Source organism: Streptomyces sp. VNUA24 (assembly GCF_029167005.1).
GTDB lineage: Bacteria > Actinomycetota > Actinomycetes > Streptomycetales > Streptomycetaceae > Streptomyces > Streptomyces scabiei.
In genome coordinates, this window is sequence record NZ_CP119143.1 from 2,743,297 (window position 1) to 2,768,589 (window position 25,293).

Genomic DNA, 25,293 nt, shown 5'->3' on the forward strand with positions numbered 1-25,293 from the left:
GGCCCGGGCGTCGCGGGTGAGATTCCCGGTGATGATGATCAACGACCTGACGGCGGCCGAGCGGCGGGTGTGGGACGCCTTCCCGCTCGGCGCGGCGGTGGACTTCACGTCCGGGGACCCCACGGCGGACGACGCCGCCCCGGGTCCGGAGCGGACCGTACGGGCCCGCGTGCTGCGGGCGTTACTGCTCACCGCTCCCCAGGAGGAGGGCGAGGTCGCGGCCCTGAGGATCGAGGGCGCCCGGATCTCCGGGGCACTGGACCTGAAGTACGCGACGGTCGACAGTGTCGTACGGCTGAGGGGCTGCCACTTCGACGAGACCCCCGACTTCTCGGGCGCCCGGTTCACCTACCTCAATCTGACCGGGTCCGTGCTGCCCGGCCTGCGTTCGGCACGGGTGCGGGTGGACGGCGGGCTGCGGCTGACCGAGTGCCGGTTCCTGGGGCCGGTGCGGCTCACCGGGGCGCAGATCTCCGGGACCCTGTTCATGGAGCGGGCCGAGTTCACCGCACCGGACGACGAGCCCGCGCTGGGGCTCAACCAAGCGGAGATCGGGGAGGAGTTGTGCGCCCCCGGGCTGCGCGCGCACGGCGAGGTCCGGCTCGGCGGCGCCCATGTCGCCGGCAGGGTCGACCTCGGACGGGCCCGTCTGCACCGGCCCGACGGCACCGCGCTCGCCGCGGAGACACTCTCCACGGAGTCCGATGTGGTGCTCCGCCGCGCGGACGTACGCGGCCGGGTGGAGCTGCGCGGTGCCCGGGTCGGCGGCCAACTGGACCTGGCGTACGCGCGGCTGTCGAGTCCCGGCGCCGTGGCGCTGCGGGTGAGCAGTTCCGTCATCAGCGAACTGTGGTTGCGCGACGGTCCAGCGGTGGAGGGCGTCCTCAACATGCGCCGCGCCCAGATAGAGGTGCTGGTGCTGGAGCCGGACATGCTTCCGGACCAAGTCCTGCTGAACAGCCTCACCTACACCTCCCTCATGCCGCACGAGCCGGCTGACCGGCGGCTGCCGATGCTGGAGCGGGACGGCGAGGCATATCTGCCGTACTCCTACGAGCAGTTGACGGCCGCGTACCGCAGGATCGGTGACGAGGACGCGGCCCGGCGCGTCCAGCTCGCCAAGCAGCGCCGCCATCGCGCCACGCTGCGCTGGTACGGGCGGCTGTGGGGGTACGCCCAGGACGCCACGGTCGGCTACGGCTTCCGTCCGCTGCGTGCGGCCGTCTGGCTGCTGTCGCTGATGGCGGTGGGCTCGGTGACGTACGCGGTGCACCCGCCGCACGCCCTCAAGGCGGACGAGGCACCGCTCTTCAACGCGGTCTTCTACACCCTCGACCTGCTCCTGCCGATCATCGACTTCGGACAGGAACGGGCGTACGCGCCCGAGGGTCCCGGGCAGTGGCTGTCGTATCTGCTCGTCATCACCGGCTGGATCCTCGCGACGACGGTCGTCACAGGTGTGACGCGCGCCGTCAGCCGCCAATAGCCTCGTAGGCACCCTGGCACCCTGTCACCCGAGGAGGCGTCGGCTGTGCTGGGCGGCGAGACGCACGGGGGCGTTCTGCGCGCCGTAGCCCCGGTACCCGCCGTCGCGCTGGACGAGTTCGAAGAAGACCCGGCCGACGGTCTCGGTGTAGCAGTGGCGGAACTCGCCGTCCGCGTCGCGGTCGTAGAGGATGCCGAATGCGCGGTACGTCTCCAGCTCGCCGTCGGCGAACACGAACCGGGCGGCCAGGTCGTCGTAGTAGTTCGCGGGGACGGCCAGGAGCCGGCCCCCGGCCGCGCGGAAGGCGCGGGCCGCGGCGACGACGTCGTCCGTGGCCAGGGCGATGTGCTGGGAGCGCGCGGCGGGGTCGGCCGGGGCGGGGCCGACGCCGAGGGCGATCCGGACGCCGCCGTCCTCGCCGGCCACCGGCCTGCTGCGGAACAGGCCGTAGGGGTCGGCGACTTCGACGCTGTCGCGGGCGTGCAGGCCGAGCACCGTCCGGTGGAAGAGGGCCGCCTCGTCGAACTGATGCCAGGGCTGGGTGAGCGCGAGGTGGTCAACGCGCCGCACGTGGCCCGCGTCCCCGGAGTGGGGCACGGGCCTGAAGTCCGCCGTCCAGCTGGGGAGTCGCGGATGGTCGGTGGCGCAGAAGAAGAGTTCGGTGCCGTCGGGCGCGGCGACGGCGTCCAGGGGCACGTCCTCGGCGGCACGGCGGCGCGGCAGCACCGGTGCGAGCAGGGCCTCGGCGCGGCGGGCGGCGCCGGCCGGGTCCGGTGACTCCAGTCCGATCGCGGCGAGCCGGGTGCCCTCGCGCCGGGCGGCCGGGCCGGTGTTGACCAGGACCCGCGCGTCGCCCTGCTGCCACAGGTCGACCGGTTTGCTGCGGTGCCGGGCGGTGCGGGCGAAGCCGAGCGCGTCGAGCAGCGCGCCCACCGGTTCGGCGTCGGCCGTGACCAGTTCGGCGAAGGCCACACCCGTGGGCACCACGCGCTCGGGCAGTGCGGCGATGCCCGCCGCCTCCTGGAGCATCAGCAGCGAGCGGTGGGCGTCCACGGCGGTGGGGCCGGCCTCGGCCTGCCGGAAGACGTCGTTGAAGACCTCCAGCGACAGCGGTCCGTCGTAGCCGGTCGCCATGACGTGCTTCACCAGGGCGGTGACGTCCAGGCCGCCCTGTCCGGGGAAGCAGCGGTAGTGCCGGCTCCACTGCAGCACGTCCATCGCCATCAGCGGTGCGTCGGCGAGCTGCAGGAAGAAGATCTTCTCGCCGGGGATGTCCTCGACGGCCTTGGGGTCGGAGCCCCGGGCCAGGATGTGGAAGCTGTCCAGGCAGGTGCCGAGCGCCGGATGGCCGGCCGCCTCCACGATGCGCCACGCGTGGTCGTACGTGCTGACGTGCCGCCCCCACGCCAGTGCCTCGTACGCGACCCGGATGCCGAACTCCTGCGCCAGGTCGGCCAGTCGCCGCAGGTGGGACGCGGCGAGCGCGTCGTCGTCCTCGGCGAGCGGATGCACGCTGGAACAGACGAGCACCGTGTCGCAGCCGAGCCGTCCCATCAGCTCGAACTTGTGGCGGGCCCGTCGCAGATTGCCCTCGAACACCTCCGCCGGCACGGCCTCGACGTCCCGCATCGGCTGGTAGAGGTCGATGCTCAGCCCGAGATCCATGCAGCGGGCCCTGACCTCCTCGGGCGTGAGCGGACTGGCCAGCAGATCGTTCTCGAAGATCTCCACCCCGTCGAAGCCGGCCCGCGCGGCGGCGGTGAGCTTCTCGGTGAGGGATCCGCCGAGGGAGACGGTGGCGATGGACGTACGCATGGGACGTGGGGCGCGCACGGAACGCGTGGGAATCGTGGGAGTCGTAGGAGTCGAAGGAATCGTGGGAGTCGTGGGAATCATGGGGCACTCCTTGAACCGGGTCGCGCCCCGGTCAGGGGCGCGGGGCGTGACATGGTGCGGCTCCGCCGCGTGGGCGCGGCCGGCCGGGGCGGACCCGCGGGCGACCGACCCGCGGGCGACGCGCCGGACCGGCCGTCCGGGTGCTCAGGTGCGCGCTCCCGCGGTGCCGGCCAGCTCACCGATGTCGGCGAGCATCCGCGCGGTGTCCGGCTCCCGCCCGGTGAACAGGCGGAACGCGTCGGCCGCCTGGAACACCGCCATCCCGCCGCCGTCCAGGGTGGCGCAGCCGAGCCCCCGGGCGGCCCGCAGCAGCTCGGTCTCCAGCGGCCGGTACACCACCTCCGCCACCCACAGCCCGGGACGCAGCAGCTCCGCGGCGAACGGCAGTCCGGGGTGGGCGGCCATCCCCGTCGGTGTCGCGTGGACGATCCCGTCGGCCCGCGCGAGCAGTCCCGGCAGCGCGTCCGGGGTCGACGCGGCGGCCCGTCCCGGGCCGAAGTGGCGGTTGAGGGCGGCGGCGAGGCCGGTGGCCCGGTCGGGCATGGCGTCGACGACGGTGACGTGCTCCGCGCCGAGGGTGAGCGTGGCGTGGGCGACGGCGGCACCCGCTCCCCCGGCGCCCAGCTGCACCACCTTCTCCAGCGGGGCGTCGGGCAGACCGCGGGCGAAGGAGGCGGCGAAGCCGGTGACGTCCGTGTTGTGGCCGACGGCACGGCCGTCCTCGAAGACGACGGTGTTGACCGCGCCGAGCGCGGCGGCCTGCGGGGCGAGGCCGTCGAGGTGGTCGATGACGAGCTGCTTGCACGGGTGGGTGATGTTCAGCCCGTCGAAGCCCAGGTCGCGGGCGGCGCGGACGAGGTCGCCGACCGCCTCCGGCCCCACCCCCAGTTCGTGGATGTCGATCAGGCGGTACACGTAGCGCAGGCCCTGCCGGTCGGCCTCCCTCTCGTGCAGGGCGGGGCTGAGCGAGGGCCCGATACCGGAGCCGATGAGGCCGACGAGATACGAGTCCTGCTCGGCGGCACGGTTCGAGACCTGGGGCACGGCGGGGCCTCCTGAGCTGGCTAATGTACGAACTAGTACGTTAGTCATAGCACCTCGGGGCGGTCCTGGGAAGGCCCGGCCACGCACACGACCGGCGGGCCGGGGCGAGGGCGGGGGGCGGGAGCGGGAAGCACCACGGGAACGCGGCGCCGGGCCGCGGGCCGTCGGCTTCTACAATCGCGGACACTGGCCCCTTGCCCGAAGGAACGCGATGACCAGCGTCGAAGAACCGGCACGACCGAACGGGCGCATCCGTGACGCCGCCCGCACCAGGGCCGAGATCCTCGACATCGCGACCGCGGAGTTCGCCCGTTCCGGGTTCGCCGGCGCCCGGGTCGACGAGATCGCCGCCCGGACCCGCACCACGAAGCGGATGATCTACTACTACTTCGGCGGCAAGGAGCAGTTGTTCACGGCCGTGCTGGAGCGGGCGTACTCCGTGATCCGGCAGGCGGAGCAGGAGCTGGACGTCGAGCACCTGGACCCGGTCGCGGCCATCCGCCGGCTCGCCGAGGTGACGTTCGACCACCATGAGGCGCACCCCGACTTCATCCGCCTGGTGAGCATCGAGAACATCCACGAGGCCGAGCACATCGCCTCCTCCGAGATGCTCGGCAGGATCGGCTCGCCCGCGCTGGACGTGATCCGCCGGATCCTGGCGTCGGGCCGCGAATCGGGCCTGTTCACGGCCGACGTCGACGCCGTCGACCTGCACGCGATGATCAGCTCCTTCTGCTTCTTCCGCGTCTCCAACCGGCACACCTTCGGCGCCCTCTTCGGCCGCGACCTGATCGATCCGGGCCGGCGCGAGCACTACCGCACGATGCTCGGCGACATGGTGATCGCCTACCTGACAGCAGACCGCGCGGCAGACTGAGGCCGCCTTCTGGGCACAGCCGACCTGGGCCCCTGCTCGGGACGACCCTGTCCGGGACAACCCGGCCCCGACAGGCTTCCGGCCCGTCGGGGACGGCGGGGTCCCGTCGAGGGCGGCGAGTTCACCGCCAAGCGCGGCGGCATCGCGGCCGGGTGGGGCCCGGTTCGCGGGCGGCACGGAGGCAGGGGTCGCGGACAGGCGCGCCGAGGTCCAGCCGGCGCGCGCCGGGTCCACCGCCAGGCTCGGCCCGGTTCGCGGGCGGGTGCGGAGGCGGCGCGGCTCGCCGCGCCGGGTTCCCGCCGGGTTCTCCCCGGGGGCGGCGGGTTCAAGGGCGGACGCGGCGGGTTCACGGCCGGGGCGCCGGGTTACCGCCGAGCGCGGCGGCTCATGGCGAGGCACAGCCCCGGGTCACAGACGGACGCGGCAGGCACAGGGCCGGACACGGCGGATTGACGGCCCGTCGCGCCGGGTCCCGCCGGGAGCGGCGGGTTCACGGCCGGGGCGCCGGGCTTCCCGGGCCGCCTCCAACCTCGGACGCGGCCCCGGTTCACGGCCCGGCGCGGCGGGGCCACGGGCGGACGCGGACCGGTTCACGGCTGGACGCGCGGCCCTTTCGCGCCGGCTCCCGCCGGTCCGCGCCCGGTCCGCGCCCGGTGCGTGCCGGTCCGTGTGGGCCTCTCGCCGGGGAAGATCCTTCGGTGCTGCCTCTTGACACCCGGGAAACGTCGGCGCAACATCCGTAGCCACCGCTACTAACTACCCAGTGGGTTAATTAGCCGGGTCGCACCCGGCGCGGCCGCCCCGTCACCCCCAGGGGTCCGGCCCCTCTCCCCCGCCGGAACCCCCTGTCTTCCTCCGCCCCGCTCCGCCTACGGTGGAGAACCCTCGAAGGAGTACGCCGTGTCCGTCCCCGCCGCACCGCCCGGCCAGCCCCGGAAGGCCGCCACGGCCGCCTGGATCGGCAGCGCCCTGGAGTACTACGACTTCTTCATCTACGGCAGCGCCGCCGCCCTGATCTTCCCGGCGGTCTTCTTCGACGAGTCCGACCCGGCCACCGCGACCCTCCTGTCGCTGGCCACGTTCGGCGTCGCGTACGCGGCCCGGCCGATCGGCGCGCTGGTCCTCGGGCACTTCGGCGACCGGCTGGGCCGCAAGAAGATCATGGTCTTCACGCTGATCCTGATGGGCGTGTCGACCTTCCTGATCGGCTGCCTGCCCACCCGCGACCAGGTCGGCACCCTCGCCCCGGTCCTGCTGGTGCTCTGCCGCGTGCTGCAGGGCATCTCCGCGGCCGGCGAGCAGGCCAGCGCGAACTCCATGACGCTGGAACACGCACCCTCGGACCGGCGCGGCTTCTTCACGAGCTTCACCCTCAGCGGCACCCAGGGCGGGCAGCTCCTCGCCACGCTGGTCTTCATCCCGATCGCGGCGCTCCCCGAGGACCAGCTGCTGTCCTGGGGCTGGCGCGTCCCGTTCTGGCTGAGCATCGCGGTCGCCGTCGTCGGCTACGTCATCCGCCGCACGCTGGACGAGACCCCGGCCTTCACGCAGCAGACCGAGTCCGAGGGCGTCGCGAAGCTGCCGCTGGCCATCCTGCTGCGGGAGCACTGGGCGGACGTGCTGCGGGTCGTCGCGGGCGCGCTGGTCGCCTCGGTCTCCACGATCTTCACCGTGTGGGCGCTGGCGTACGGCACGAGCGAGTCGGTCGGCCTGTCCCGTTCCTCCATGCTGTGGGTGGGCGCGCTCGCCAACCTGGTCGCGCTCGGCGCCATCCCGCTGTGGGCCACGCTCTCCGACCGCATCGGCCGCCGTCCGGTCTTCGCGATCGGCGCGGGCGGCAGCGCGGTGATGATGTTCGTCTACCTGTGGGCGGTCTCCACCGGCGCCTACCCGCTGGTCCTGGTCCTCGGCATCGTCACCTTCGGCGTCGTCTACAGCGCCGCCAACGGCATCTGGCCCTCGTTCTACGGCGAGATGTTCTCCACCCGCGTCCGGCTGTCCGGTATGGCCATCGGCACCCAGATCGGCTTCGCGGTCGCCGGGTTCGCCGTCACCTTCGCCGCGCAGATCGCCGGCCCGGACGGCGACGACTGGTTCGCCGTGGCCCTGTTCACCGCCGCCCTGTGCGTCCCGCCGGTCGTCGCCGCCCTCACCGCCCGGGAGACCCACCGGATCCCGACCGACCTCCTCGGCGCCCGCGCCCCGCGCGCGAAGAACGACCGGGAGCGCGTCGCGGCCTGAGCCCCGCGACTGCTCGCGCACCGGCCCGGAGTGCGCCCCGCGTCCCCGGACACCCCCGAGGTGTCCGGGGACACGTGCGCGCTCCGGACTCCGGGCCGCAGACTCCGGGCCGCAGACTCCAAGCCCCGCGGGAGCGGCCGCGGCCCCGGCCCCGGCCCCGGGAGCCTCGCAGGTCGCGGGCATGATGGCCGCACCGTCGCGACCGCGCGGCACCGTCACCGGGGGCAGGAATGCAACGCACCGAGGACCCGTACAGAGCCACGCCTCCCCCGTGGCAGGGATGGCCGTCGGCCGAGACGAGCCGGCGGCGCTGGAGGATCGCGCTGCTGGTGCCGCTGGCGGGGGTGGTCGGCTGCGGTCTGCCGCTGCTGCTCGTGGCGGGCGCGTTCGGCCTGCTGCTGGTGGTGAGCCGCCTGTCGGTCCCCGTACCCGACGGGGAGCCCCTCGCGCTGAGCCGGGCCGAGATCACCGGCACCTGGGTCGACGAGCGGGGCGGGCGGCTGACGCTCAGGCAGGACGGGACGTTCGGGTCGGACGGGGTCTGCGGCGACTTCGACGACAACGACGACGACCGCGCCGAGGAGGTCACCGCCCCGGCCCCCGGCGAGGGCGGCTGGGAACACGACGAGACCGGGGACGACATCGACACGGGCGAGCCCGTCTCGACGGTCCACCTCACGTTCGCCCCGTCCGGGATCTGGGCCCGCTACGAGGCCCGGGGCACGTCGAAGGACCCGGTCCTGTGGACCTACATCGGCGATCCCGACGAAGGCCGCCTCTGCGTCCTGGAGAAGGCGGGCACCGCCTCGGCGGACGCTCCCACGAGCTGACGGCGGGAGCCGTCGAGCCGACACCGGGAGCCGTCCGGCGGACACCGGGGGCCAGTAGACACTGTCTACCTCCCATGGTAGACAGTGTCTATGAGCGAGCCGAACACGGGACTGCGGTCCCGGCTGGTCGAGGTCGGGGTCGAGCTGGTGACGACGGAGGGCGTCCAGGCGCTCTCCCTGCGGGAGATCGCGCGGCGGGCGGGGGTGTCGCACGGGGCGCCGCGCCGCTACTTCCCCACCCATCGGGAGCTGCTGTCCGCCATCGCACGCCGGGGCTTCGAGGACCTCGCCGCCCGGGGGGCGGCCGCGCTCGGGGAGGGAACGGCGAGTCCGCGCGAGCAGATCGCCACGCTGGCGCGCGTGTACCTCGACTTCGCGCTCACCCGGCGCGGCATGCACGAGCTGATGTTCCGTCACGACCTGCTGGAGAGTGACGGGTTGGGGTTGCGCGACACCAGTCTGCCGATCTTCGCCCTGCTGGTGGACCTCGTCGGACGGGCCCGGCCGGGCGCCGACGCCCGGCTGGTCGCGGGGGCCCTGCTGGCGAACCTTCACGGCATCGCCCAGCTGTGGACCTGGGGCAGCCTGCAGCTCACCACGGGCGCCGACGACGTCGCTCCCCTGCTGCGCACCGCGCTGGACGCGCACCTGGGGAGCGAGGACCGATGACGGCGACCACCGCGCGGACCGGCGCCGGACCGGACGCGCCGGCGTCCGCGCCGCACCGCCGTCTCACCCTCGCGAGCAGCGTGATCGGTGCCGTGCTGGTGGCCCTCGACGGCACCGTCCTGACCATCGCCCAGCCGACGCTGCGCCGCGACCTGGACGCCGGTCTCACCGAGGTGCAGTGGACCAGCACCGGCTATCTGATCGCGGTGGCGGGGCTGTTGGTGTTCGCGGGGCGGCTGGGCGACCGGTTCGGACACCGGCGCGTCTTCGGCTGGGGCGTCCTGGGGTTCGGCGCGGCCTCCGCCGCCATCGGGTGCGCGCCCGGTGTGGGCTGGGTGATCGGGCTGCGGGTCGTCCAGGGCGTCTTCGGCGCACTGCTGCAGCCCGCCACGCTCGGGATGCTGCGGGCCGCGTATCCCCCCGACCGACTGGGGATGCCCATCGCGCTGCGGACCAGCGCGATCGGTGTGGCGGTGGCCGCCGGTCCGCTGGTCGGCGGAGTGCTGGTCGCCCAGCTGGGCTGGCGGGCGGTGTTCTTCCTCAATGTCGTTCCGGCGCTGGTCATGGGCCTGCTGGCGCTGACGGTACGTACCCCGGGGGCGCCGGACACGACGAGGGCCCCGGGCCCCGGGCTCGACCTGCCCGGCGCCGCGCTGCTCGCGGTGGCCCTGGCGGCGCTCGTGCACACGCTGACCGGGGTGCCGGAGGACGGGTGGACCGTGACCGGTGTGCTGGGTCTTCTGATCGCGGCCGCGGCCGCCCTCGCCCTGGTCCGGCGCGAACGGCGGACGCCCGACCCGCTGCTGCCGCCCGCCGTGCTCGGCTCGGCGCCCGTGCGGGCGGCGCTCGGCGCGCTGGTGGCCGCGTCGGCGGCGATGCTCGGCGCGCTGTTCGTGTGCAGTTTCGTCCTGCAGGACGTCCTCGGCCTGGACCCGCTGCGCACCAGCCTCGTCGCGCTGCCCGGGGGCGTGACGATGGTCCTCGGCACGCCGCTGGCGGCCGTCGCGCTGCGCCGGTGGGGCGCCCGCCCCACGGCCCTGGCGGGCTCGGTGCTGCTGGCCTGCGGGGTGCTGTCGCTGTCCCGGCTCGGCCCGGGCTCGTCCACGGTGGTGGTCGGAGGGGGATTCCTGCTGCTGGGCGCCGGTTTCGGCGCGCTGATGGTCACCGCGACCGCCGTCGTGGTCCGGCAGGCGCCGCCGGAGTCGGCGGGGGTGGCGGGCGGGCTGCAGCAGACCGCGCTGAACGTCGGCCCCGCGCTGGGGGTGGCGGCGGCGACCTCGCTCATGCCGCTCGGTACGGGCTCCGCCCTGCTGCTCCTGGCCGGAGTGGCCGCGCTCGGCGCACCTCTCGCCGTACGAATGCCCCGACCCGCCCGCCCCGCCAGGGATGGAACGCGATCAGTACGGAACGATGAGGGCAAGAGCGATGAACGAGGGCCGTGACCCGGGCGACCGGAGGAGAACCACCATGGAACGACTGCGCCGAGAGGTCGAGCCGCGCGAGGCGGGTCTCGACCCGAAGACCCTGGCCCGGCTGGACACCTATCTGGCCCGGCAGGTCGACGAGGGCCGTCTGCCCGGCTATCTGCTGTCCCTGGCGCGCGGCGGTCGCGTCGCCCATCTGACGACGTACGGGCAGCGCGACCGCGAGGCGGGCCTCCCCGTCGGGGCGGACACGCTGTGGCGGGTCTACTCCATGACCAAGCCCGTCACGTCGGTCGCGGCGCTGATACTGATCGAGGAGGGGAAGCTCTCGCTCGCGGACCCGGTCTCCCGTCACCTCCCGGAGTTCGCCGAGCCGCGCGTGTACGAGTCCGGGTCGGGCGCCGACGTCCGGACCCGTCCCGCCGAGGGACCGATCCTCGTCCGCCATCTGATGACCCACACCTCGGGCCTGACGTTCGGCTTCTACTACGACCACCCCGTCGACGCGCTCTACCGCGACGCGGGCCTGGAGAACTCCGTACGGCCGGGCGCGACCCTCGCGCAGACGTGCGCGGAGTACGCGCGCCTGCCGCTGCAGTTCGAGCCGGGCTCGCAGTGGAACTACTCCGTCTCCACCAACGTCCTCGGCCGGATCGTCGAGGTGGTGTCGGGACAGGACCTCGACACGTTCTTCGCCGAACGGATCCTCGGACCGCTCGGCATGACGGACGCCGGTTTCCAGGTCGGTCCCGAACAGGCGGACAGGCTGGCCGAGTTGTACGGGGAGCAGGAGGACGGCTCGATCGCGCCCGTGCCGGGGCTGCCGCTGCGCGGCGGCCGGCCGCGCTTCCTCTCCGGAAGCGGCGGTCTCGCCGCCACCGCCCGGGACTACCACCGCTTCGCCGAGTTCCTGCGCCGGCGCGGTGAACTCGACGGCGTACGGCTGCTGTCCGCCGAGTCCGTCGACCTGATGACCGCCAACCAGTTGCCGGGAGGGGTGGACATCCACACCCACGGCAGTCCGTTCCACCGGCAGCCGGGCAACAGGGGTGTCGGCTTCGGGCTGGGGGTGTCCGTCGTCGTCGACCCGGCCGCCACCGAATACCCGTCCTCGGCGGGCACGTTCGGGTGGACCGGGGCCGCGACGACGATCTTCTGGGTGGACCCGCGGCGGGACCTCACGGTGCAGTTCATGACGCAGGTGCGGCGCCGGTCGTCGTTCTCGGTGTATCCGGAGTTGCGGAGGCTGGTGCACGAGGCGGCGCACTGAGCCCGGTCCGCCGCTCGGCACCTCCCGGCCCCGTCGACGTCGCTAGGTGAACTCCACACCGGCGGCGGCCAGTTCGGCCAGCCACGCGCGGGACCGTTCCCCCGTCTCCGCGGCCCGGCTCAGGCCCGCCGGAAGTGATCCGTCCAGGATGTGGCCCACCCCGAGGGCGAGCGGGCGGGACACCAGGCGGGCCATCGCGCTCTCCTCCCGCGTGCCGACGGCGTCGAGGAGGTGGCGGCCGGACCAGCGCGCGCCCGACGCGGCCCGCACGTCGAGGGAGACGGCGAGGACCACCCGGTCGCGGTCGGCGTCGGTGGTCGGATGGCGGGCGGCCAGCTCGACGGCCAGGGCGGCGATGCGCCGGTCGTCGCCCGCCTCCAGCTCGGCGAAGACCGGGGCCCAGGCCGTCAGCCAGCCGTCGAGGCGGAGGGTGCCCCGGACGAAGGTCCGCGGTTTCCAGGCCGGCGGGATTCCGTACTGGGCGACGAAGGGCACGCTGTCGCGGTTGGGGTACGCCTCGAAGGTCTCGCCGTCGATGACGTGGGGGCGGGTGGCCGTCCAGGAGCGGTCGGCCGTGGTCTCGGCGCCGTCCTCGATGTAACGGGCGGGCGAGCGCAGCGCGTTCAGCACACCGGCCGGTGCCCAGCTGAAGCGGTACCTGAAGTCGTTGGGTACGGCCGGGACACCGCCGCAGTACGAGGTCAGGGTGTAGGAGGCGGGCGTCTCCGCCCCGATGGCGCGGGTGGCCCGGTCGATCAGGCTGTGCGCGAAGAGGTGGTCGATGCCCGGGTCCAGGCCGGCCTCGGTGAGCACGGTGACCCCGGCGGCGCGGGCCGCCGGGACCTGTTCCAGGACGGCGTCCGAGACATAGCTGGAGCAGGCGAAGTGGGCCCGCGCCCCGGCACACGCCCCGAGCAGGGGTCCGTGGTCCGGGGCCGGGAGCATCGAGACCACGATGTCGCCGGGTGCCAGCTCGGCCGCGAGGGCCGGCAGGGTGTACGCGCGGGGCTCGGCGCGGCCGGTGAGGCCCAGCGCGGCCAGGGCCCGCCCGGCGCGCTCCTCGCTGCGGTGCCACAGCCGTACCGCGGCGGCGGTGTCGCACAGCGCGGCCAGGCCGCTGCCCGTGGACAGTCCGGCTCCGACCCAGTGGACGGTACCGCTCGCGGGAACCACCTCGGCGGTCATCGGGGCACCTACCTCTCCGTGAGCCCCTGTGCGGCGCTCACCTGACGGAATCGGTCCAGACACCGGCCCCACGCCCCGCCGGTGCCGAAGGCCGACAGCTGCGGCAGCAGCGCGGCCGAGAAGTCGGTGCTCGCCTCCCGGGGCAGCAGGGAGGGCAGGTTGTCGATGGCGATGAGGTCGAGCGGAGGGTGCTCGCGCAGCCGCCGTACGGGGTGGTCCCACTCGGTGGTGGTGTCGTAGACCGGCAGCACGTTCAGGGGTGAGCCGACGTCGACGGTGACGTCCGAGAGGGTCCGCAGGCGGCGGTCCGGGCCGTCGAGGTCCTTGTCCGTCAGGAACGGCGGGACCGGGCTCGTCGTCAGGACCGTGTTGACCATCAGGTCGTGGGCGAGCAGGGCCCGCCGGTCCAGGTCGCGGGTCTCGGCCAGGTCCCAGCAGGTCGGCTCGACGCCCGCCTCGCCCAGCGCCGCCCGGGCGCCCTGACCGCTGCGGCCCAGCGCGCCGATCACCAAGGCGGTCAAGTCGCCCTGCGAGGCCCGGAGTTCGGCCTCCATCTCCTCCTTGGAGGTGGGCCGGAGGGGCGCGCGCAGGGCTCCCCGGTGGTGCAGGACGGCGAGCGCGGCGCCCAGATAGCCCGCCCAGAAGCCGAAGGCGGCCAGCCTGCGGCCCTGCTCGTCCACCAGGTACTCCAGGTCGAGCAGCGCTCCGCCCCCGGCCGCGAACCTGCGCAGCAGCGCCTCCGCGCCGGGCTGCCCCTTGTAGGCGTGCCCGAAGAAGATGTGCCGATGCGTCAGCTCGGCCGGCTCGTCCGGGAGTTCCTTGAGGCCCACGATGACCGCGTCGGCCGGCGCGGACACCCAGGAGCCGGGGGCGGCGACCTCGCAGCCGGCCTCTTCGTACTCCGCCACGGGGAAGATCCGCCGGGTGGACTCCTCGACGGTGATCCGTACTCCGCTCGCGGTGAGCAGCCGGGCGTCGGACGGCACGACCGGGGTGCGGCGTTCGGTGGTGCGGGTCTCGTGGCGGAGCCACAAGTGGAGAGCGGTCATACGAGGTTGGCCTCCGGGCGCAGGGTGTCGGCCGTGAACCGGTCGACGCTCAGCGGGCTGATGTCGACGAAGGGTACGCGTCCGAGGTACAGGTCGCGGACCACCTCGCCGACCGCCGGGCCCTGGAGGAACCCGTGGCCGGAGAACCCGGTCGCGTACAGGAAGCGCGAGCACGAACCGGCCTCGCCGATCAGGGCGTTGTGGTCCGGGGTGATCTCGTACAGGCCCGCCCAGCCGCCCGTGCGGCGCAGGTCGAGCAGGGCGGGCGCCCGGCGCTCCATGGCCTCGTACAGGCGGGGGATCCAGCGGTCGTGGGTGTCGGTGGCGAAACCGGGCCGTTCGTCGGGGTCGGACATGCCGACGAGGAGGCCGGGGCCCTCGGTGTGGAAGTAGAGGCTGCTGGTGAAGTCGATCGTCATGGGGAGGTCGGGCGGCAGGCCGGGGACCGGTTCCGTGACGGCGATCTGGCGGCGCAGGGGCTCCACGGGGAGGTCGACGCCGACCATGGCCCCGATCGACCGGGACCAGGCGCCGGCCGCGCACACGACCGTGTCGGTGACGATGCGGCCCTTGCTCGTGACCACGGCGGTGATCGTGTCCCGCCAGGTCTCGATGCCCAGGACCTCGCAGTTGCGCAGCACGGTCGCCCCGTTGCGGCGCGCTCCGGCGGCGTAGCCGTGGACCACGGACTCCGGCGTGCAGTGTCCGTCGTCGGGCGAGAACGCGGCGGCGAGCAGGCCCTCGGTGGAGATCAGCGGGGAGAGCCGCCGGGCCTCGGCCGGGTCGAGCATCCGGCTGGGCACGCCGAGGTCGTTCTGGAGCCGGACACCCGCCTCGAACTGGGCGACCTCGCCGGGGGTCGACAGGAGGAAGAGGTAGCCGACCCGGTGCAGTCCGATGTCGTGGCCGAGTTCCTGGCGGAAGCGGCCGAACGCCTCCAGGCTGCGGGCGCCGAGCTGGATGTTGAGTTCGTCGGAGAACTGCGCGCGGACCCCGCCCGCGGCCCTCGCGGTCGATCCGGAGGCCAGTTCGTCGCGCTCGACGAGGACGACGTCCTCCACTCCGGCGGCGGCCAGGTGGTGGGCGATGCTCGTCCCGATGACCCCTCCGCCGATGACGACGACCCGTGCGCTGCGGATCACGAACGCTCCCTTCGCCCGACCCCGGCCGGACGACCCGACCCAGTCAGGTCTTCCACCACGGGCGAACGTTCATGCGGAACGCCCGGGTACCGGTGGTGCGGGAGCGCCGTGCGCGGGGCGTCCGGGCGGGCGCGGCGGCCGGTGTCGGAGCCTCGGGCCGACCTCCGGGACGGCCGCCGCGCGGACCCCGGCGCTCAGGAGGAGTGGACCACGGCGTCCAGGTGCGGCAGGTAGTGGTCGAGCCGCTCCCGCTTGGTGCGCAGGTAGGTGATGTTGTCCTCGCACGGCGTGATCAGCAGCGGCACCTGCTCGGCGACCGTGATGCCGTGGCGCAGCAGCGCCTCCCGCTTGCGCGGGTTGTTCGACATCAGCCGGACCGACCGTATGCCGAGGTCGTGCAGCATCTCGGCGGCCACCCGGTAGTCGCGGGCGTCGACGGGCAGGCCGAGGGCGAGGTTGGCCTCGACGGTGTCCAGGCCCTCGGCCTGGAGCTTCATCGCCTGGAGCTTGGCGAGCAGGCCGATGCCGCGGCCCTCGTGGCCGCGCAGGTAGACGAGGACGCCGCGGCCCTCGGCGACGATCGACCGCAGGGCGCTGTCGAGCTGTTCACCGCATTCGCAGTGCTGGGAACCGAACGCGTCACCGGTCAGGCACTCCGAGTGCAGACGTATGAGAATTCCCTCACCGTCGCTGATGTCGCCGTACACCAGTGCCACTTGTTCCTCGCCGCGGTCCTGGTCGAGATAACCTACGGCCTCGAAGTCGCCGTACGTCGTGGGCAGGGGGGCGTTCACCACACGTACGGCGCCGGAGGACTGGGCATTGGTGCCGAGTACACCAACATTTTCTGTCATGATCTGTTCCAATCTGGTAAGCCCTGGCGTCATGCGAAAATGACGGAGCATCAGCTAGAGACGAAAGGCCGTGAAAAGATGAGCAGTTCGAGTCTGGTTCCGACGGACACCACCGCGGACGTCCGGGAGCGGGGGGCACGGGTGGGCGGCCGGCAGGTCGCGGTGCTTCCCGTGGGCAGCTACGAGCAGCACGGCCCGTATCTGCCGCTGGCCACCGACACGCTCGTCGCCTGCGCCATATCCCGGGAGATAGCGGCCGCGTATCCGGTGCACCTCCTGCCGCCGGTGACCATCGCCTGTTCGCACGAGCACGCGGCCTGGCCCGGCACCGTCAGCATCTCCGCGACGACCCTGCACGCGATGGTCCGCGACATCGCCGCGTCCCTGCGCCGCTCGGGCGTCGAGGCTCTGGTGGTGGTGAACGGTCACGGCGGGAATTATGTCCTGGGCAACGTCGTCCAGGAATCCACCGCGGCAGGACATCGAATGGCGCTTTTCCCGGCGATGGGGGACTGGGAAGCCGCCCGTGAACGGGCGGGCGTACAGACCTCGCTGCTCAGTGATATGCATGCGGGAGAAATAGAGACCTCCATACTTCTGCATTGCCATCCCGAATTGGTCCGGCCCGGTCACGAGACCACCGATTTCCTTGCCGACGACCGCCGTCATCTCCTCTCCCTCGGTATGTCGGCCTACACCGATTCCGGTGTCATCGGCCGTCCGTCCCTGGCATCCGCCACGAAGGGGAAGGAGTTGCTGGCAGGGTTCGTCCATTCCTTCGGTGCGTACTTCTCGTTGGTCACCTCGGACGCCTGGGACTCGGGAACGGTTCCGCCCGGGACGTCCTCGGAGACCGCCTCGTCCGCCGGCTGACGGCGGGCCCGCAGGGAGCCGTACCAGCGTCCGACGAGTACGAGGGCCCCCGGGAGGGCGGCCGCGAAGCTGAGCACACCGTAGACGACGGCCACGGTCAGGCCCTGGGAGGCGCCGAGGCCCGCGGCGCCGAAGGACCAGGCGGTGACGCCCTCGCGGGGGCCCCAGCCACCGACGTTGAGCGGTAGGCTCATGGCGATCAGGGCCAGCAGCGCCAGGGGCAGCAGCTCCGGCGGGGTCGCGGCGGACCCGGCGACGCGTGCGGCGAGCAGGAACGTCGCCACGTACCCGGCCAGCACCGCCACCGAGGAGAGCAGCACGGCGGGGCCGCTGCCGCGGTTCAGCAGCGCGCCGCGCGCCTCGGTCAGGGCGACGCGGACCCGGCCGCCCCGGCCGTCGCGCGTGCCCGGCCCGCGGACCGCCCGGACCACCATGAGGACCGCGAAGGCGCCCAGCGCCACGAGCCCGGCCAGGCCCGCCACGTGGCGGGCCTGCTCCTGGACCGGCGAGGGCAGCACCAGCAAAACCGTTACGCCCACGACCGCGAGCACCAGCTGGCCCGCGGTGCGCTCGATGACCACCGCGCGCACGCCCCGGCCCATGTCCCCGGAGTCCCGGCCGTGCCGCACCGCGCGGTGCACGTCGCCGAGGACACCGCCGGGCAGGGCCGCGTTGAGGAACAGCGCTCGGTAGTAGTCCGCGACGGCCGGGCCGAGCGGGAGGGCGAGCCCGAGCGCCCGTGTCACCGCGCACCAGCGCCAGGCGCTGCACACCGTGGTGAACACACCGATCGCGACGGCCGCCGCGAGCGTCCCGCCGTCGATCCGCCGCAGCCCGTCCACGAAGACGCCCGTCCCCATCCGCCAGAACACGACGACGAGGATGACCGTGCCGGCGAGGGTGCCACCGTGGGTGCGCAGGACACGGAGGAACGCCGAGCCGCCGGCCTTCGGGGCCGCGGCCTCCTCCTGAACGGTGGGGCCGGAGACGGTCGCCGCGGCGGCGGCCGGCTGCGCGGCCGCCCCGCACGGGCCGGCATCCGGTGCGAACACGCGGGCCTCCACCGTCTCCTGCGCAGGCGCTGTCATGACACCCCGCCCGCGGGCCGGGGCAGGGCCAGCAGGTCGCTGTGGTGGACGACGACCCGGAGGTCGCCGGCCGCGACCGCGTCCAGGCGGTCGCGCAGGTAGGCGTCGGCGCGCGCGGTGAGTTCGGGACGCTGCTCGCAGGCGGCGCCGACCCAGCCGCGCAGCCACTCCTCGACGAGGGCGGGGTGGCGCGCGTCGAGCTGCCAGGGGCTCGGGTGCACCCGGACCGTGGCGCCCAGCTGGGCGAACGCCTCGCAGGCCGTGGTGATGGCGTCCGGGCCGAGCAGGTCGCTCGCGCGCTGGTGGGCGTTGAACGCCTCGGCGATCTCGGCGTCCATCGGGTGGGCGGGAGCGAGGTCCACGCGGCCCACGACCGACAGGGTCAGCAGGGCGGGGACCCCGGCGCCCGTGCAGGCCGCGGCGAGCGCCTCGATCTCCTCGCGGGTGAGGACGTCCAGGAGCGCGGACGCGGTGACCAGCGAGGCACCGGCCAGGTCCTGGGCCGTCAGCCGCCCGATGTCGCCGCGCCGCGTGGTGACCGTGACCGGGCTGCCGTCGGCGGCCGCACGGGGGGCCCGTGCGACGGCCAGCCGCAGCAGGTTCGGGTCCTGGTCGTGCAGCACCCACCGCTGGGCGCCGTCGAGCCGGGGCGCGAGCCAGCGGCCCATCGAGCCGGTGCCGCAGCCCAGGTCGTGGACGGTCAGCGCGGTGGCCCGCCCGGGCAGGTTCGCCAGGCGGATGCGCAGCGGGTCCAGCAGCTCCGCCGCGCGGGCGTCGGCGTCGGCGCTCTCGCGCAGCTCCAGCCACTGCGGCGCGTACTGGTGGTCCTCGGGCTCCGGGGTGGCGCCGCCGCGCCCCGCCATGCTCAGCGCGGTCCCGGCGGCGGGCGCGCCGGCCGGGGCGGCGGGCCCCCCGGACAGGGGGCCGCCCGCGGACGCGGTCATGTCGGCGGAGGTGGTCATGCCGCCCTCCGGGGTTCCTGCCGCAGCCGTCCCAGCACGTGGGCGAGGCTGCGGGCCGTGGTGGCCCAGCCGTCCAGCGCGGCCCGGCGGCCGCGCGCGGCCGCCTTCAGCCGGCGCCGCACGTCGGCCTCGCCGAACCAGCCGCGCAGCTCCGCCGCGATGGCCGCGGGGTTCTCCGGCGGCACGAGGATGCCGGGGACACCGCCGTCGGGGGCGCGCCCGACGGCCTCCGGGAGACCGCCGACGTCCGAGGCGAGCACGGGGATGCCCCGGGCGAGGGCCTCGGTGACCGCCATGCCGTAGGTCTCGGCGTAGGAGGTGAGGACCATGAGGTCGGCGGCGGCGTAGCTGGCGTCGAGTTCCGCGCCCGCCTGCGGTCCGGCCAGGTGGAAGCGGTCCTCCAGGCCGAACTTCGCGATCAGCGTGCGGAGGTGGTCGACGTACTCGGGCTCCTGGTCGAGGCTGCCCACCAGGACGCAGCTCCAGCGCAGTTCGGTGACGGTCGCGAGGGCCTCCACCAGGCGGTGCTGCCCCTTGCGCGGGGTGACCGCGGCCACGCACAGCAGCCGGGAGACGCCGTCGGTGCCGGAGGCGAGGGGCGCGATGTCGGCGCCCGGGGCGGCGACATGGACCCGCTCGGGGGCGAGCCCGTGGTGGGACACGAGTCTGCGGACGGCCCATTCGCTGGTGGCGATCACGGCGGACACGCCCCGCAGGGTGGCCCGCTCCTTGGCGTCGAGGTCGGCGGCGACCTCGGGCTCCAGGCCCGTCTCGTCGCCCAGCGGCAGATGCACCAGCACGGCCAGGCACAGGCGTTCGGCCTCGGGGAGGACGATCTCGGGGACCCCGCAGGCGACGAGGCCGTCCAGCAGGACGACCGTGCCGTCGGGCAGTTCCCGCAGCGTACGGGCGAGTTCGGCGCGGGCGGCCTCGGACGGGCTCGGCCAGTCGCCGTCGACGGTGTGCTTGTGCACCTGCCAGCCGAAGCCGGGCAGGTCGAGGCAGATCCGGCGGTCGTAGGCGTTGCCGCCGCTCGGGCGGGCCGGGTCGTCCACGCCGCCCGGCATCACGAAGTGCATCGAACGCAGCGACATCGGGACGATCGCCGCGTTCTTCAGCACCGCGTTCTGCACGGGCACATAGCCGAGCCGCACTTGCTCTCCCCCGTCTGCCTGGACAGCACTGCCGTATGCCTGGGCGGTGCCGACGACCGCCCGGTCGATGGTCACGTCGGTCACAGGGCACGCTCGTAACTCGCCCAGGCGATGTGCGACTCGTGCAGGGTGACCGTGATGCCCGCGATGCCCTTGGCGTTCTCCCCGAGGGCCCCCTTGTGGATGCGCTCCGCGAGACGGTCCGCGATCACCTTCGCCAGGAACTCCGTCGAGGTGTTCGTGTGGGCGAAGGCGGGCTCGTTGTCGAGGTTGCGGTAGTTCAACTCGCTCACCACGGCACCCAGCTCCTGCGTGGCCAGCCCGATGTCTACGACGATGTTGTCGTCGTCCAGTTCGGCGCGCCGGAAGGTGGCGTCCACGAGGAAGGTGGCGCCGTGCAGGCGCTGCGCGGGTCCGAAGACCTCCCCGCGGAAGCTGTGGGCGATCATGATGTGATCGCGGACGGTGATGCTGAACAACGGACGACCCTCCAGTGCGGTACGTCTGCCCCCGGGCCGGGGCATGCCGTGTAGTACGGCTGCTCCCTACCCGTTGTTCAGCCGAGTTTTGCTGTTTCTTTGGAGGTCGATGTTCCGTTCGGGCAGTTCAGGGGCGGGTGGGACAACCCGGAACGGTCGGCCTCGGGCTCACTCGGCCTCGTAGCGGACACGATGACACATGCCCGGCAGCTCTCCGCTCGCCAGCTTCGGCAGGACGTCGGGCAGTTCCTCGAAGCCGCACTCTCCGGTGACGAGCGCGTCGAAGCGGGCGTCGGCGAGGAGTTCGAGGGCGAGCGCCAGCCGGTCCGCGTAACTGCGTCCGGGGCGTCCGGCCGGAGAGACCGTGCCGACCTGGCTGCTGCGGACGGTGAGCCGGCGCGAGTGGAAGACCTCGCCGAGCGGCAGGGCGATCCGGCGGTCGCCGTACCAGCTCAGTTCGACGACCGTGCCCTCGGCTGCGAGGAGTTCGAGGGAGCGGACGAGCCCCTGTTCGCTGGCGCTGGCGTGCACGACGAGGTCGCAGTCGCCGAGCGCGTCCGCGGGCAGCGCGAAGTCGACGCCGAGGGCGCGGGCGATGTCGGCGCGTGCGGGGTCGGCGTCGACGAGCTGGACCCGCACGCCCGGGTAGCGGGCGAGCAGCGCGGCGACCGAGCAGCCGATCATGCCGCCGCCCACGACCGCGATCCGGTCGCCGATCAGGGGCGCCGCGTCCCACAGGGCGTTGACCGCGGTCTCCACGGTCCCGGCCAGGACGGCCCGTTCGGCGGGCACCGACTCCGGCACCACGGTGACGGCGCTCACCGGAACGACGTAGTGGCTCTGGTGCGGATACAGACAGAAGACGGTCCTGCCGAGCAGGGCGTCCGGCCCCTCTTCCACCCGACCGACGCTGAGGTACCCGTACTTCACGGGGGCGGGGAAGTCACCGTCCTGGAAGGGCGCGCGCATGGCCGCGTACTGGTTCTCGGGCACCTGGCCGCGGAACACGAGCGTCTCGGTGCCCCGGCTGACCCCCGAGTAGAGGGCGCGGACGAGAACCTCCTCGTCAGCGGGGGTGGCGAGGGTCTCCTCGCGGATCTCGCCGTGCCCGGGGGAGCGTAGCCAGAAGGCTCGGGCTGTCGGTTTCATGTGCGTCTCCGTGAACGGTCGAGCGGTTCGCCACGTACGCAGCGGTGGGAGTCGCGGACACGGTACGCGGCGATGATCCACTTGTCACACGTTCGGAAGGTATGCGGTGGCCCTGATCAACACATACGACGGCCGGCTGTTGCTCTCGGAGACGACGGTGGGCGCGGGCGCCCAGGTGCTGCTCCTCGCCTTCCTGGGCACGGCGATCGGACTGGGCCCGGCGGGCTGGCTGACCGGGCTGGCCTTCGGGCTCGCCACCTGGGCCGTCCTCAACCGCGCCCTGCTGCGCACCCGGACCCGCACCTTCGGCCCCGCCAACCGTGTCACCCTCGGCCGGGCCATACTCGTCGGCGCCGTGACCGCGCTGGTCGCCGACTCCTTCCAGAGCTCGCCGCCCGTCTCGCTCTTCGTCGGCCTGACCGCCGTGGCGCTGATCCTCGACGGCGTCGACGGCAAGGTGGCCCGGCGCACGGGCACCTCGACCGCGCTGGGCGCCCGCTTCGACATGGAGGTCGACGCCTTCCTGATCCTGGTGCTGAGCGTGTACGTCTCGATGTCGATGGGCCCCTGGGTGCTGCTGATCGGCCTGATGCGGTACGTCTTCGTCGCCGCCGCCAAGGTCGCCCCGTGGCTGAACGACTCCCTCCCCCACAGCATGGCCCGCAAGACGGTCGCCGCGGTCCAGGGTGTGTTCCTGCTGGTCGCCGCCTCCGGTCTGCTCCCGTACGAGGCGGGCTTCGGCCTGGTCGCGCTGGCCCTGGGCTCGCTGCTCTGGTCGTTCGGCCGGGACATCGCCTGGCTGTTCCGCAACCGGGAGGTCCCCGCCGGGACGGGGCCGGCCACGGCTACCGCCTCCGAGACGGTGACCGTGGCCGTGGCGGCCCCCTCCGGGCGCCGGACCCCGGAACTCGTCACCAGCTGACCGCCGCCGGACGGGCTCGCCGCGAGCCCCTTCCCACACGGGACCCGGCTCAGCGGCCCCGCACAGAAGGAAACCGCACCCTCCCGCCCCACCGGACCCTGACCCCGTGGACCCACCCCGGCGGACTGCGGCGCGACGGAGGCCGCCCCGCGGGGCCCACCCCGGCGGACGGCGGCGCGACGCAGGCCGCCCCGCCCGACCGCGACCCAGCGGACCCCCAACCCGACACGCCCCCGACCCGGCGGAACACGGCCCGGCGGCCCTCGCCCGGCGGACTTCGGCGCGACGGAGGTCGCCCCGCGGGACCCACCCCGGCGGACGGCGGCGCGACGGAGGCTGCCCCGCCGGACGGCGACCCAGCGGACCCCCAACCCGACAGGCCCCCGACCCGGCGGAACACGGCCCGGCGGCCCTCGCCCGGCGGACTTGGGCGCGACGGAGGCCGCCCCGCGGGACCCACCCCGGCGGACGGCGCCGCGGCGGACGCCGCCCCGCCCGACCGAGACCCAGCGAACCCCCAACCCGACAGGCCCCCGACCCGGCAGAACACGGCCCCGCGGCCCTCGCCCGGCGGACTGCGGCGCGGCGGACGTCGGCCCGTCTCTCCCATGGCGTGGTGGACCCGGGACCCGGCGGACCGTCGGCGTGGCGGGGGCTCAGCCGATCGTGAGGACGATCTTCCCTGTGGTGCGGCCGGTCTCGCCGAGGGCGTGTGCCTCGGCGGCCTCGGCGAGCGGGAAGGTCGCGTCGATGTGGGGGCGCAGCCGCCCCTCCTCCACCAGTGCGGCGATGGCCCGCATCCCGGCGTGGTCGGCCTCGACGAGCATCGGCTCCAGCCGTACGCCCAGCTTCTCGGCCCGCTCGCGGTCCTCCTCGTAGCCGTGCGGGAGGATCGTGACGAGGACTCCGCCCTCGCGCAGGACCTCCAGGGAACGGCTGCGGACGTCGCCGCCGAGCGTGTCGAGGACCACGTCGACGTCGGCGACGGCCCGGGTGAAGTCCGTGGTCCGGTAGTCGATCAGCTCGTCCGCCCCCAGTTCGCGCAGCAGTGCGTGCTTGCCCGCGCCGGCGGTGCCGATGACGTACGCGCCGCGCGCCTTGGCGATCTGTACGGCCAGGTGGCCCACTCCCCCGGCGGCGGCGTGGATCAGCACGCGCTGCCCCGGCCGCACGTCCGCGGTGTCGACGAGCGCCTGGTACGCGGTGAGCGCGGCCAGCGGCAGGGCTCCGGCCCGGACGTGGTCGAGGCCGGCCGGCTTGTGCGCGAAGGACCGGGCGGGTGCCACCGCGTACTGGGCGTAGGCGCCCGCGAGGTGCGGGTAGGGCAGCATGCCGAAGACCTCGTCGCCCGGCTTGAAGAGGGTGACCCCGAGGCCGACCTGCTCCACGACCCCCGAGACGTCCCAGCCGAGGACGGACACGGGCTCCGGCCGCCACAGCCCGAAGGCACGGTTCTTCCAGTCGGTGGGGTTGACGCCGGCCGCGTGCACCCGGACGAGGATCTCGCTCATGCGCGGGGCGGGGCGCGGCAGGTCGGTCTGCCTCAGCACCTCCGGGCCGCCGAAGGTGTCCTGGGTCATGGCCCGCATGGTGGCGGCGCCGCTGTTCTTCTCGGTGGTTTCCGTCATGCGCTCCAGCCTGCGACGGGCCGGCGATCACGACAATGGCATGATTGCCATCATTCGATGGGATCGTGCCACACTGGTGGCATGACATCCCCGCACCGTGTGGTGGTCCTCGCTCTCGACGGGGTCTACCCCTTCGAACTCGGCGTGCCGAGCCGGATCTTCGACGCGACCGACGGCCTGTACGAGGTGCTGACCTGCACCGTGGACGGGCGCCCGGTGCGCTCGGCGGCCGACTTCTCCATCGCCGTGGACCACGGCCCCGAGGTGCTGGACACGGCCGACACCGTGATCGTCGCCTCGTTCGGGCTCTCGCCCGCCTCGGCGCGCCTGCTGTCCCCGGAGCTGCCGGAGCCCGTGGCGGCGGCGCTCGCCCGCATCCGGCCCGGCACCCGGCTGGTGTCGATCTGCACGGGCGCGTTCGTGCTCGCCACGGCCGGGCTGCTGGACGGCCGCCCCGCCACCACGCACTGGGCGGTGGCCGAGGCGTTCCGGGAACGCTTCCCGAAGGTGGACCTGGACCCCGACGTGCTGTTCGTCGACGACGGCGACGTCCTCACCTCCGCCGGCGCCGCCTCCGGCATCGACCTCTGCCTGCACCTCGTGCGCCGGGACCACGGCAGCGAGGTCGCCAACCGGGTCGCGCGCCGGTGCGTGGTACCGCCGTGGCGGGAGGGCGGGCAGGCGCAGTACATCGAGCAGCCCGTCCCCCAGGCCCCGGCCAGCGGCACCGCCGCCACCCGGCAGTGGGCGCTCGAACACCTGGACGCTCCGCTGACGCTGGCCGACCTCGCCCGGCACGCCCGGATGAGCCTGCGCACCTTCGCCCGCCGCTTCCGCGACGAGGTCGGCATGAGCCCCGGCCGCTGGCTCGTCCAGCAGCGGGTGTCCCGCGCCCGCCACCTCCTGGAGTCCACCGACCTCCCGGTCGACGAGATCGCCGGCCGGGTCGGCTTCGGCACCGGCACCTCGCTGCGCCAGCATCTGCACGCGGCGATCGGGGTGTCGCCGCTGACCTACCGGCGTACGTTCCGGGCGGGGGCGGAGGTCCCCGCGGCGGCCGGCCGGTGACGG

21 protein-coding genes and 1 pseudogene are annotated in these 25,293 nt (G+C 73.9%); 10 read left to right on the forward strand and 12 right to left on the reverse strand.

What is annotated here, in order from left to right; translation table 11 throughout:
- Window positions 1-31: 31 nt before the first annotated feature.
- The gene (locus tag PYR72_RS11475; protein WP_275455231.1) at window positions 32-1,486 is read left to right on the forward strand and encodes a pentapeptide repeat-containing protein; all 1,455 of its coding nucleotides are present in this window, start codon (window positions 32-34) and stop codon (window positions 1,484-1,486) included.
- A 24-nt stretch (window positions 1,487-1,510) separates the two neighbouring features.
- Here PYR72_RS11475 and PYR72_RS11480 read toward each other — a convergent pair whose 3' ends face one another.
- Both PYR72_RS11480 and PYR72_RS11485 read right to left on the reverse strand, forming a co-directional pair.
- On the reverse strand, window positions 1,511-3,301 hold the full coding sequence (locus PYR72_RS11480) for a sugar phosphate isomerase/epimerase and 4-hydroxyphenylpyruvate domain-containing protein (RefSeq protein WP_275455232.1): 1,791 nt from the start codon (window positions 3,299-3,301) through the stop codon (window positions 1,511-1,513).
- 225 nt (window positions 3,302-3,526) lie between these two features.
- Complete coding sequence (locus PYR72_RS11485; RefSeq protein WP_275455233.1) at window positions 3,527-4,426, reverse strand: shikimate dehydrogenase; 900 nt, start codon at window positions 4,424-4,426, stop codon at window positions 3,527-3,529.
- 211 nt (window positions 4,427-4,637) lie between these two features.
- Here PYR72_RS11485 and PYR72_RS11490 point away from each other — a divergent pair, with 211 nt between their 5' ends.
- The 6 genes from PYR72_RS11490 to PYR72_RS11515 all read left to right on the forward strand — a co-directional run bounded on the left by PYR72_RS11490 (window position 4,638) and on the right by PYR72_RS11515 (window position 11,737).
- Window positions 4,638-5,303, forward strand: a complete 666-nt coding sequence (locus PYR72_RS11490; RefSeq protein ID WP_275455234.1) for a TetR/AcrR family transcriptional regulator — start codon at window positions 4,638-4,640, stop codon at window positions 5,301-5,303.
- A 900-nt stretch (window positions 5,304-6,203) separates the two neighbouring features.
- Window positions 6,204-7,544 carry an MFS transporter gene (locus tag PYR72_RS11495; protein WP_275455235.1) on the forward strand — a complete coding sequence of 447 codons (1,341 nt, stop codon included), beginning with the start codon at window positions 6,204-6,206 and terminating at the stop codon, window positions 7,542-7,544.
- Between the two features lie 230 nt (window positions 7,545-7,774).
- Window positions 7,775-8,374 carry a hypothetical protein gene (locus PYR72_RS11500; RefSeq protein WP_275455236.1) on the forward strand — a complete coding sequence of 200 codons (600 nt, stop codon included), beginning with the start codon at window positions 7,775-7,777 and terminating at the stop codon, window positions 8,372-8,374.
- Between the two features lie 90 nt (window positions 8,375-8,464).
- Window positions 8,465-9,043, forward strand: a complete 579-nt coding sequence (locus PYR72_RS11505; RefSeq protein ID WP_275455237.1) for a TetR/AcrR family transcriptional regulator — start codon at window positions 8,465-8,467, stop codon at window positions 9,041-9,043.
- On the forward strand, window positions 9,040-10,485 hold the full coding sequence (locus tag PYR72_RS11510) for an MFS transporter (protein WP_275455238.1): 1,446 nt from the start codon (window positions 9,040-9,042) through the stop codon (window positions 10,483-10,485). The genes PYR72_RS11505 and PYR72_RS11510 overlap by 4 nt, the downstream gene beginning before the upstream one ends.
- A gap of 25 nt (window positions 10,486-10,510) precedes the next feature.
- Window positions 10,511-11,737, forward strand: coding sequence for a serine hydrolase domain-containing protein (locus PYR72_RS11515; RefSeq protein ID WP_275455239.1), 1,227 nt, complete (start codon window positions 10,511-10,513; stop codon window positions 11,735-11,737).
- Window positions 11,738-11,779: 42 nt separating this feature from the next.
- On the opposite strand, the gene PYR72_RS11520 is transcribed toward PYR72_RS11515, so the two are convergent.
- The 4 genes from PYR72_RS11520 to ribA all read right to left on the reverse strand — a co-directional run bounded on the left by PYR72_RS11520 (window position 11,780) and on the right by ribA (window position 15,967).
- A complete protein-coding gene (locus tag PYR72_RS11520) occupies window positions 11,780-12,922 on the reverse strand; it encodes a saccharopine dehydrogenase family protein (protein ID WP_275455240.1) in 1,143 nt (380 codons plus the stop codon).
- 8 nt (window positions 12,923-12,930) lie between these two features.
- Window positions 12,931-13,971 carry a saccharopine dehydrogenase gene (locus PYR72_RS11525; RefSeq protein ID WP_275455241.1) on the reverse strand — a complete coding sequence of 347 codons (1,041 nt, stop codon included), beginning with the start codon at window positions 13,969-13,971 and terminating at the stop codon, window positions 12,931-12,933.
- Entirely contained in the window at window positions 13,968-15,113 is a 1,146-nt protein-coding gene (locus tag PYR72_RS11530; RefSeq protein WP_059082183.1) for an FAD-binding oxidoreductase, read from the reverse strand. Before PYR72_RS11530 ends, PYR72_RS11525 begins: the two co-directional genes overlap by 4 nt.
- A 194-nt stretch (window positions 15,114-15,307) precedes the next feature.
- A complete protein-coding gene (ribA, locus tag PYR72_RS11535) occupies window positions 15,308-15,967 on the reverse strand; it encodes a GTP cyclohydrolase II (RefSeq protein WP_037722729.1) in 660 nt (219 codons plus the stop codon).
- Window positions 15,968-16,045: 78 nt separating this feature from the next.
- On the opposite strand from ribA, the gene PYR72_RS11540 reads away from it, so the two are divergent.
- Window positions 16,046-16,840 carry a creatininase family protein gene (locus tag PYR72_RS11540; protein ID WP_343245522.1) on the forward strand — a complete coding sequence of 265 codons (795 nt, stop codon included), beginning with the start codon at window positions 16,046-16,048 and terminating at the stop codon, window positions 16,838-16,840.
- Window positions 16,841-16,953: 113 nt separating this feature from the next.
- On the opposite strand, the pseudogene PYR72_RS11545 reads toward PYR72_RS11540, so the two are convergent.
- The 5 genes and pseudogenes from PYR72_RS11545 to PYR72_RS11565 form a co-directional block, all read right to left on the reverse strand.
- A pseudogene (locus PYR72_RS11545) lies at window positions 16,954-17,928 on the reverse strand (lysylphosphatidylglycerol synthase transmembrane domain-containing protein); the annotation flags it as partial.
- Window positions 17,925-18,890: a class I SAM-dependent methyltransferase gene (locus PYR72_RS11550; RefSeq protein ID WP_275455243.1), complete on the reverse strand. Its 966-nt coding sequence runs from the start codon at window positions 18,888-18,890 to the stop codon at window positions 17,925-17,927. The gene PYR72_RS11550 and the pseudogene PYR72_RS11545, both read right to left, overlap by 4 nt.
- Window positions 18,887-20,128 (reverse strand): glycosyltransferase family 4 protein, encoded by a 1,242-nt coding sequence (locus PYR72_RS11555; protein ID WP_275455244.1) that lies wholly within the window; start codon window positions 20,126-20,128, stop codon window positions 18,887-18,889. The genes PYR72_RS11550 and PYR72_RS11555 overlap by 4 nt, the downstream gene beginning before the upstream one ends.
- Complete coding sequence (locus PYR72_RS11560; RefSeq protein WP_005484824.1) at window positions 20,125-20,523, reverse strand: 6-carboxytetrahydropterin synthase; 399 nt, start codon at window positions 20,521-20,523, stop codon at window positions 20,125-20,127. The genes PYR72_RS11555 and PYR72_RS11560 overlap by 4 nt, the downstream gene beginning before the upstream one ends.
- Before the next feature lie 168 nt (window positions 20,524-20,691).
- Entirely contained in the window at window positions 20,692-21,672 is a 981-nt protein-coding gene (locus PYR72_RS11565; RefSeq protein WP_275455245.1) for a zinc-binding alcohol dehydrogenase, read from the reverse strand.
- 106 nt (window positions 21,673-21,778) lie between these two features.
- On the opposite strand from PYR72_RS11565, the gene PYR72_RS11570 reads away from it, so the two are divergent.
- A complete protein-coding gene (locus PYR72_RS11570) occupies window positions 21,779-22,594 on the forward strand; it encodes a CDP-alcohol phosphatidyltransferase family protein (protein WP_275455246.1) in 816 nt (271 codons plus the stop codon).
- Window positions 22,595-23,250: 656 nt separating this feature from the next.
- Here the strand turns inward: PYR72_RS11570 and PYR72_RS11575 are convergent.
- Entirely contained in the window at window positions 23,251-24,222 is a 972-nt protein-coding gene (locus tag PYR72_RS11575; protein ID WP_275455247.1) for an NADP-dependent oxidoreductase, read from the reverse strand.
- An 81-nt stretch (window positions 24,223-24,303) separates the two neighbouring features.
- Between PYR72_RS11575 and PYR72_RS11580 the strand changes: the two genes are divergently transcribed.
- A complete protein-coding gene (locus tag PYR72_RS11580; RefSeq protein ID WP_275455248.1) occupies window positions 24,304-25,290 on the forward strand; it encodes a helix-turn-helix domain-containing protein in 987 nt (328 codons plus the stop codon).
- Window positions 25,291-25,293: the final 3 nt, after the last annotated feature.

Bases quoted from the DNA above. Each gene is read 5' to 3' on its own strand.
- PYR72_RS11575 (WP_275455247.1), bottom strand. From the start codon at position 24,222: ATGACGGAAACCACCGAGAAGAACAGCGGCGCCGCCACCATGCGGGCC.
- ribA (WP_037722729.1), bottom strand. From the start codon at position 15,967: ATGACAGAAAATGTTGGTGTACTCGGCACCAATGCCCAGTCCTCCGGC.
- PYR72_RS11525 (WP_275455241.1), bottom strand. From the start codon at position 13,971: ATGACCGCTCTCCACTTGTGGCTCCGCCACGAGACCCGCACCACCGAA.
- PYR72_RS11580 (WP_275455248.1), top strand. From the start codon at position 24,304: ATGACATCCCCGCACCGTGTGGTGGTCCTCGCTCTCGACGGGGTCTAC.
- PYR72_RS11520 (WP_275455240.1), bottom strand. From the start codon at position 12,922: ATGACCGCCGAGGTGGTTCCCGCGAGCGGTACCGTCCACTGGGTCGGA.
- PYR72_RS11475 (WP_275455231.1), top strand. From the start codon at position 32: ATGATGATCAACGACCTGACGGCGGCCGAGCGGCGGGTGTGGGACGCC.
- PYR72_RS11505 (WP_275455237.1), top strand. From the start codon at position 8,465: ATGAGCGAGCCGAACACGGGACTGCGGTCCCGGCTGGTCGAGGTCGGG.
- PYR72_RS11500 (WP_275455236.1), top strand. From the start codon at position 7,775: ATGCAACGCACCGAGGACCCGTACAGAGCCACGCCTCCCCCGTGGCAG.
- PYR72_RS11565 (WP_275455245.1), bottom strand. From the start codon at position 21,672: ATGAAACCGACAGCCCGAGCCTTCTGGCTACGCTCCCCCGGGCACGGC.
- PYR72_RS11515 (WP_275455239.1), top strand. From the start codon at position 10,511: ATGGAACGACTGCGCCGAGAGGTCGAGCCGCGCGAGGCGGGTCTCGAC.
- PYR72_RS11490 (WP_275455234.1), top strand. From the start codon at position 4,638: ATGACCAGCGTCGAAGAACCGGCACGACCGAACGGGCGCATCCGTGAC.
- PYR72_RS11540 (WP_343245522.1), top strand. From the start codon at position 16,046: ATGAGCAGTTCGAGTCTGGTTCCGACGGACACCACCGCGGACGTCCGG.
- PYR72_RS11510 (WP_275455238.1), top strand. From the start codon at position 9,040: ATGACGGCGACCACCGCGCGGACCGGCGCCGGACCGGACGCGCCGGCG.
- PYR72_RS11550 (WP_275455243.1), bottom strand. From the start codon at position 18,890: ATGACCACCTCCGCCGACATGACCGCGTCCGCGGGCGGCCCCCTGTCC.
- PYR72_RS11480 (WP_275455232.1), bottom strand. From the start codon at position 3,301: ATGCGTACGTCCATCGCCACCGTCTCCCTCGGCGGATCCCTCACCGAG.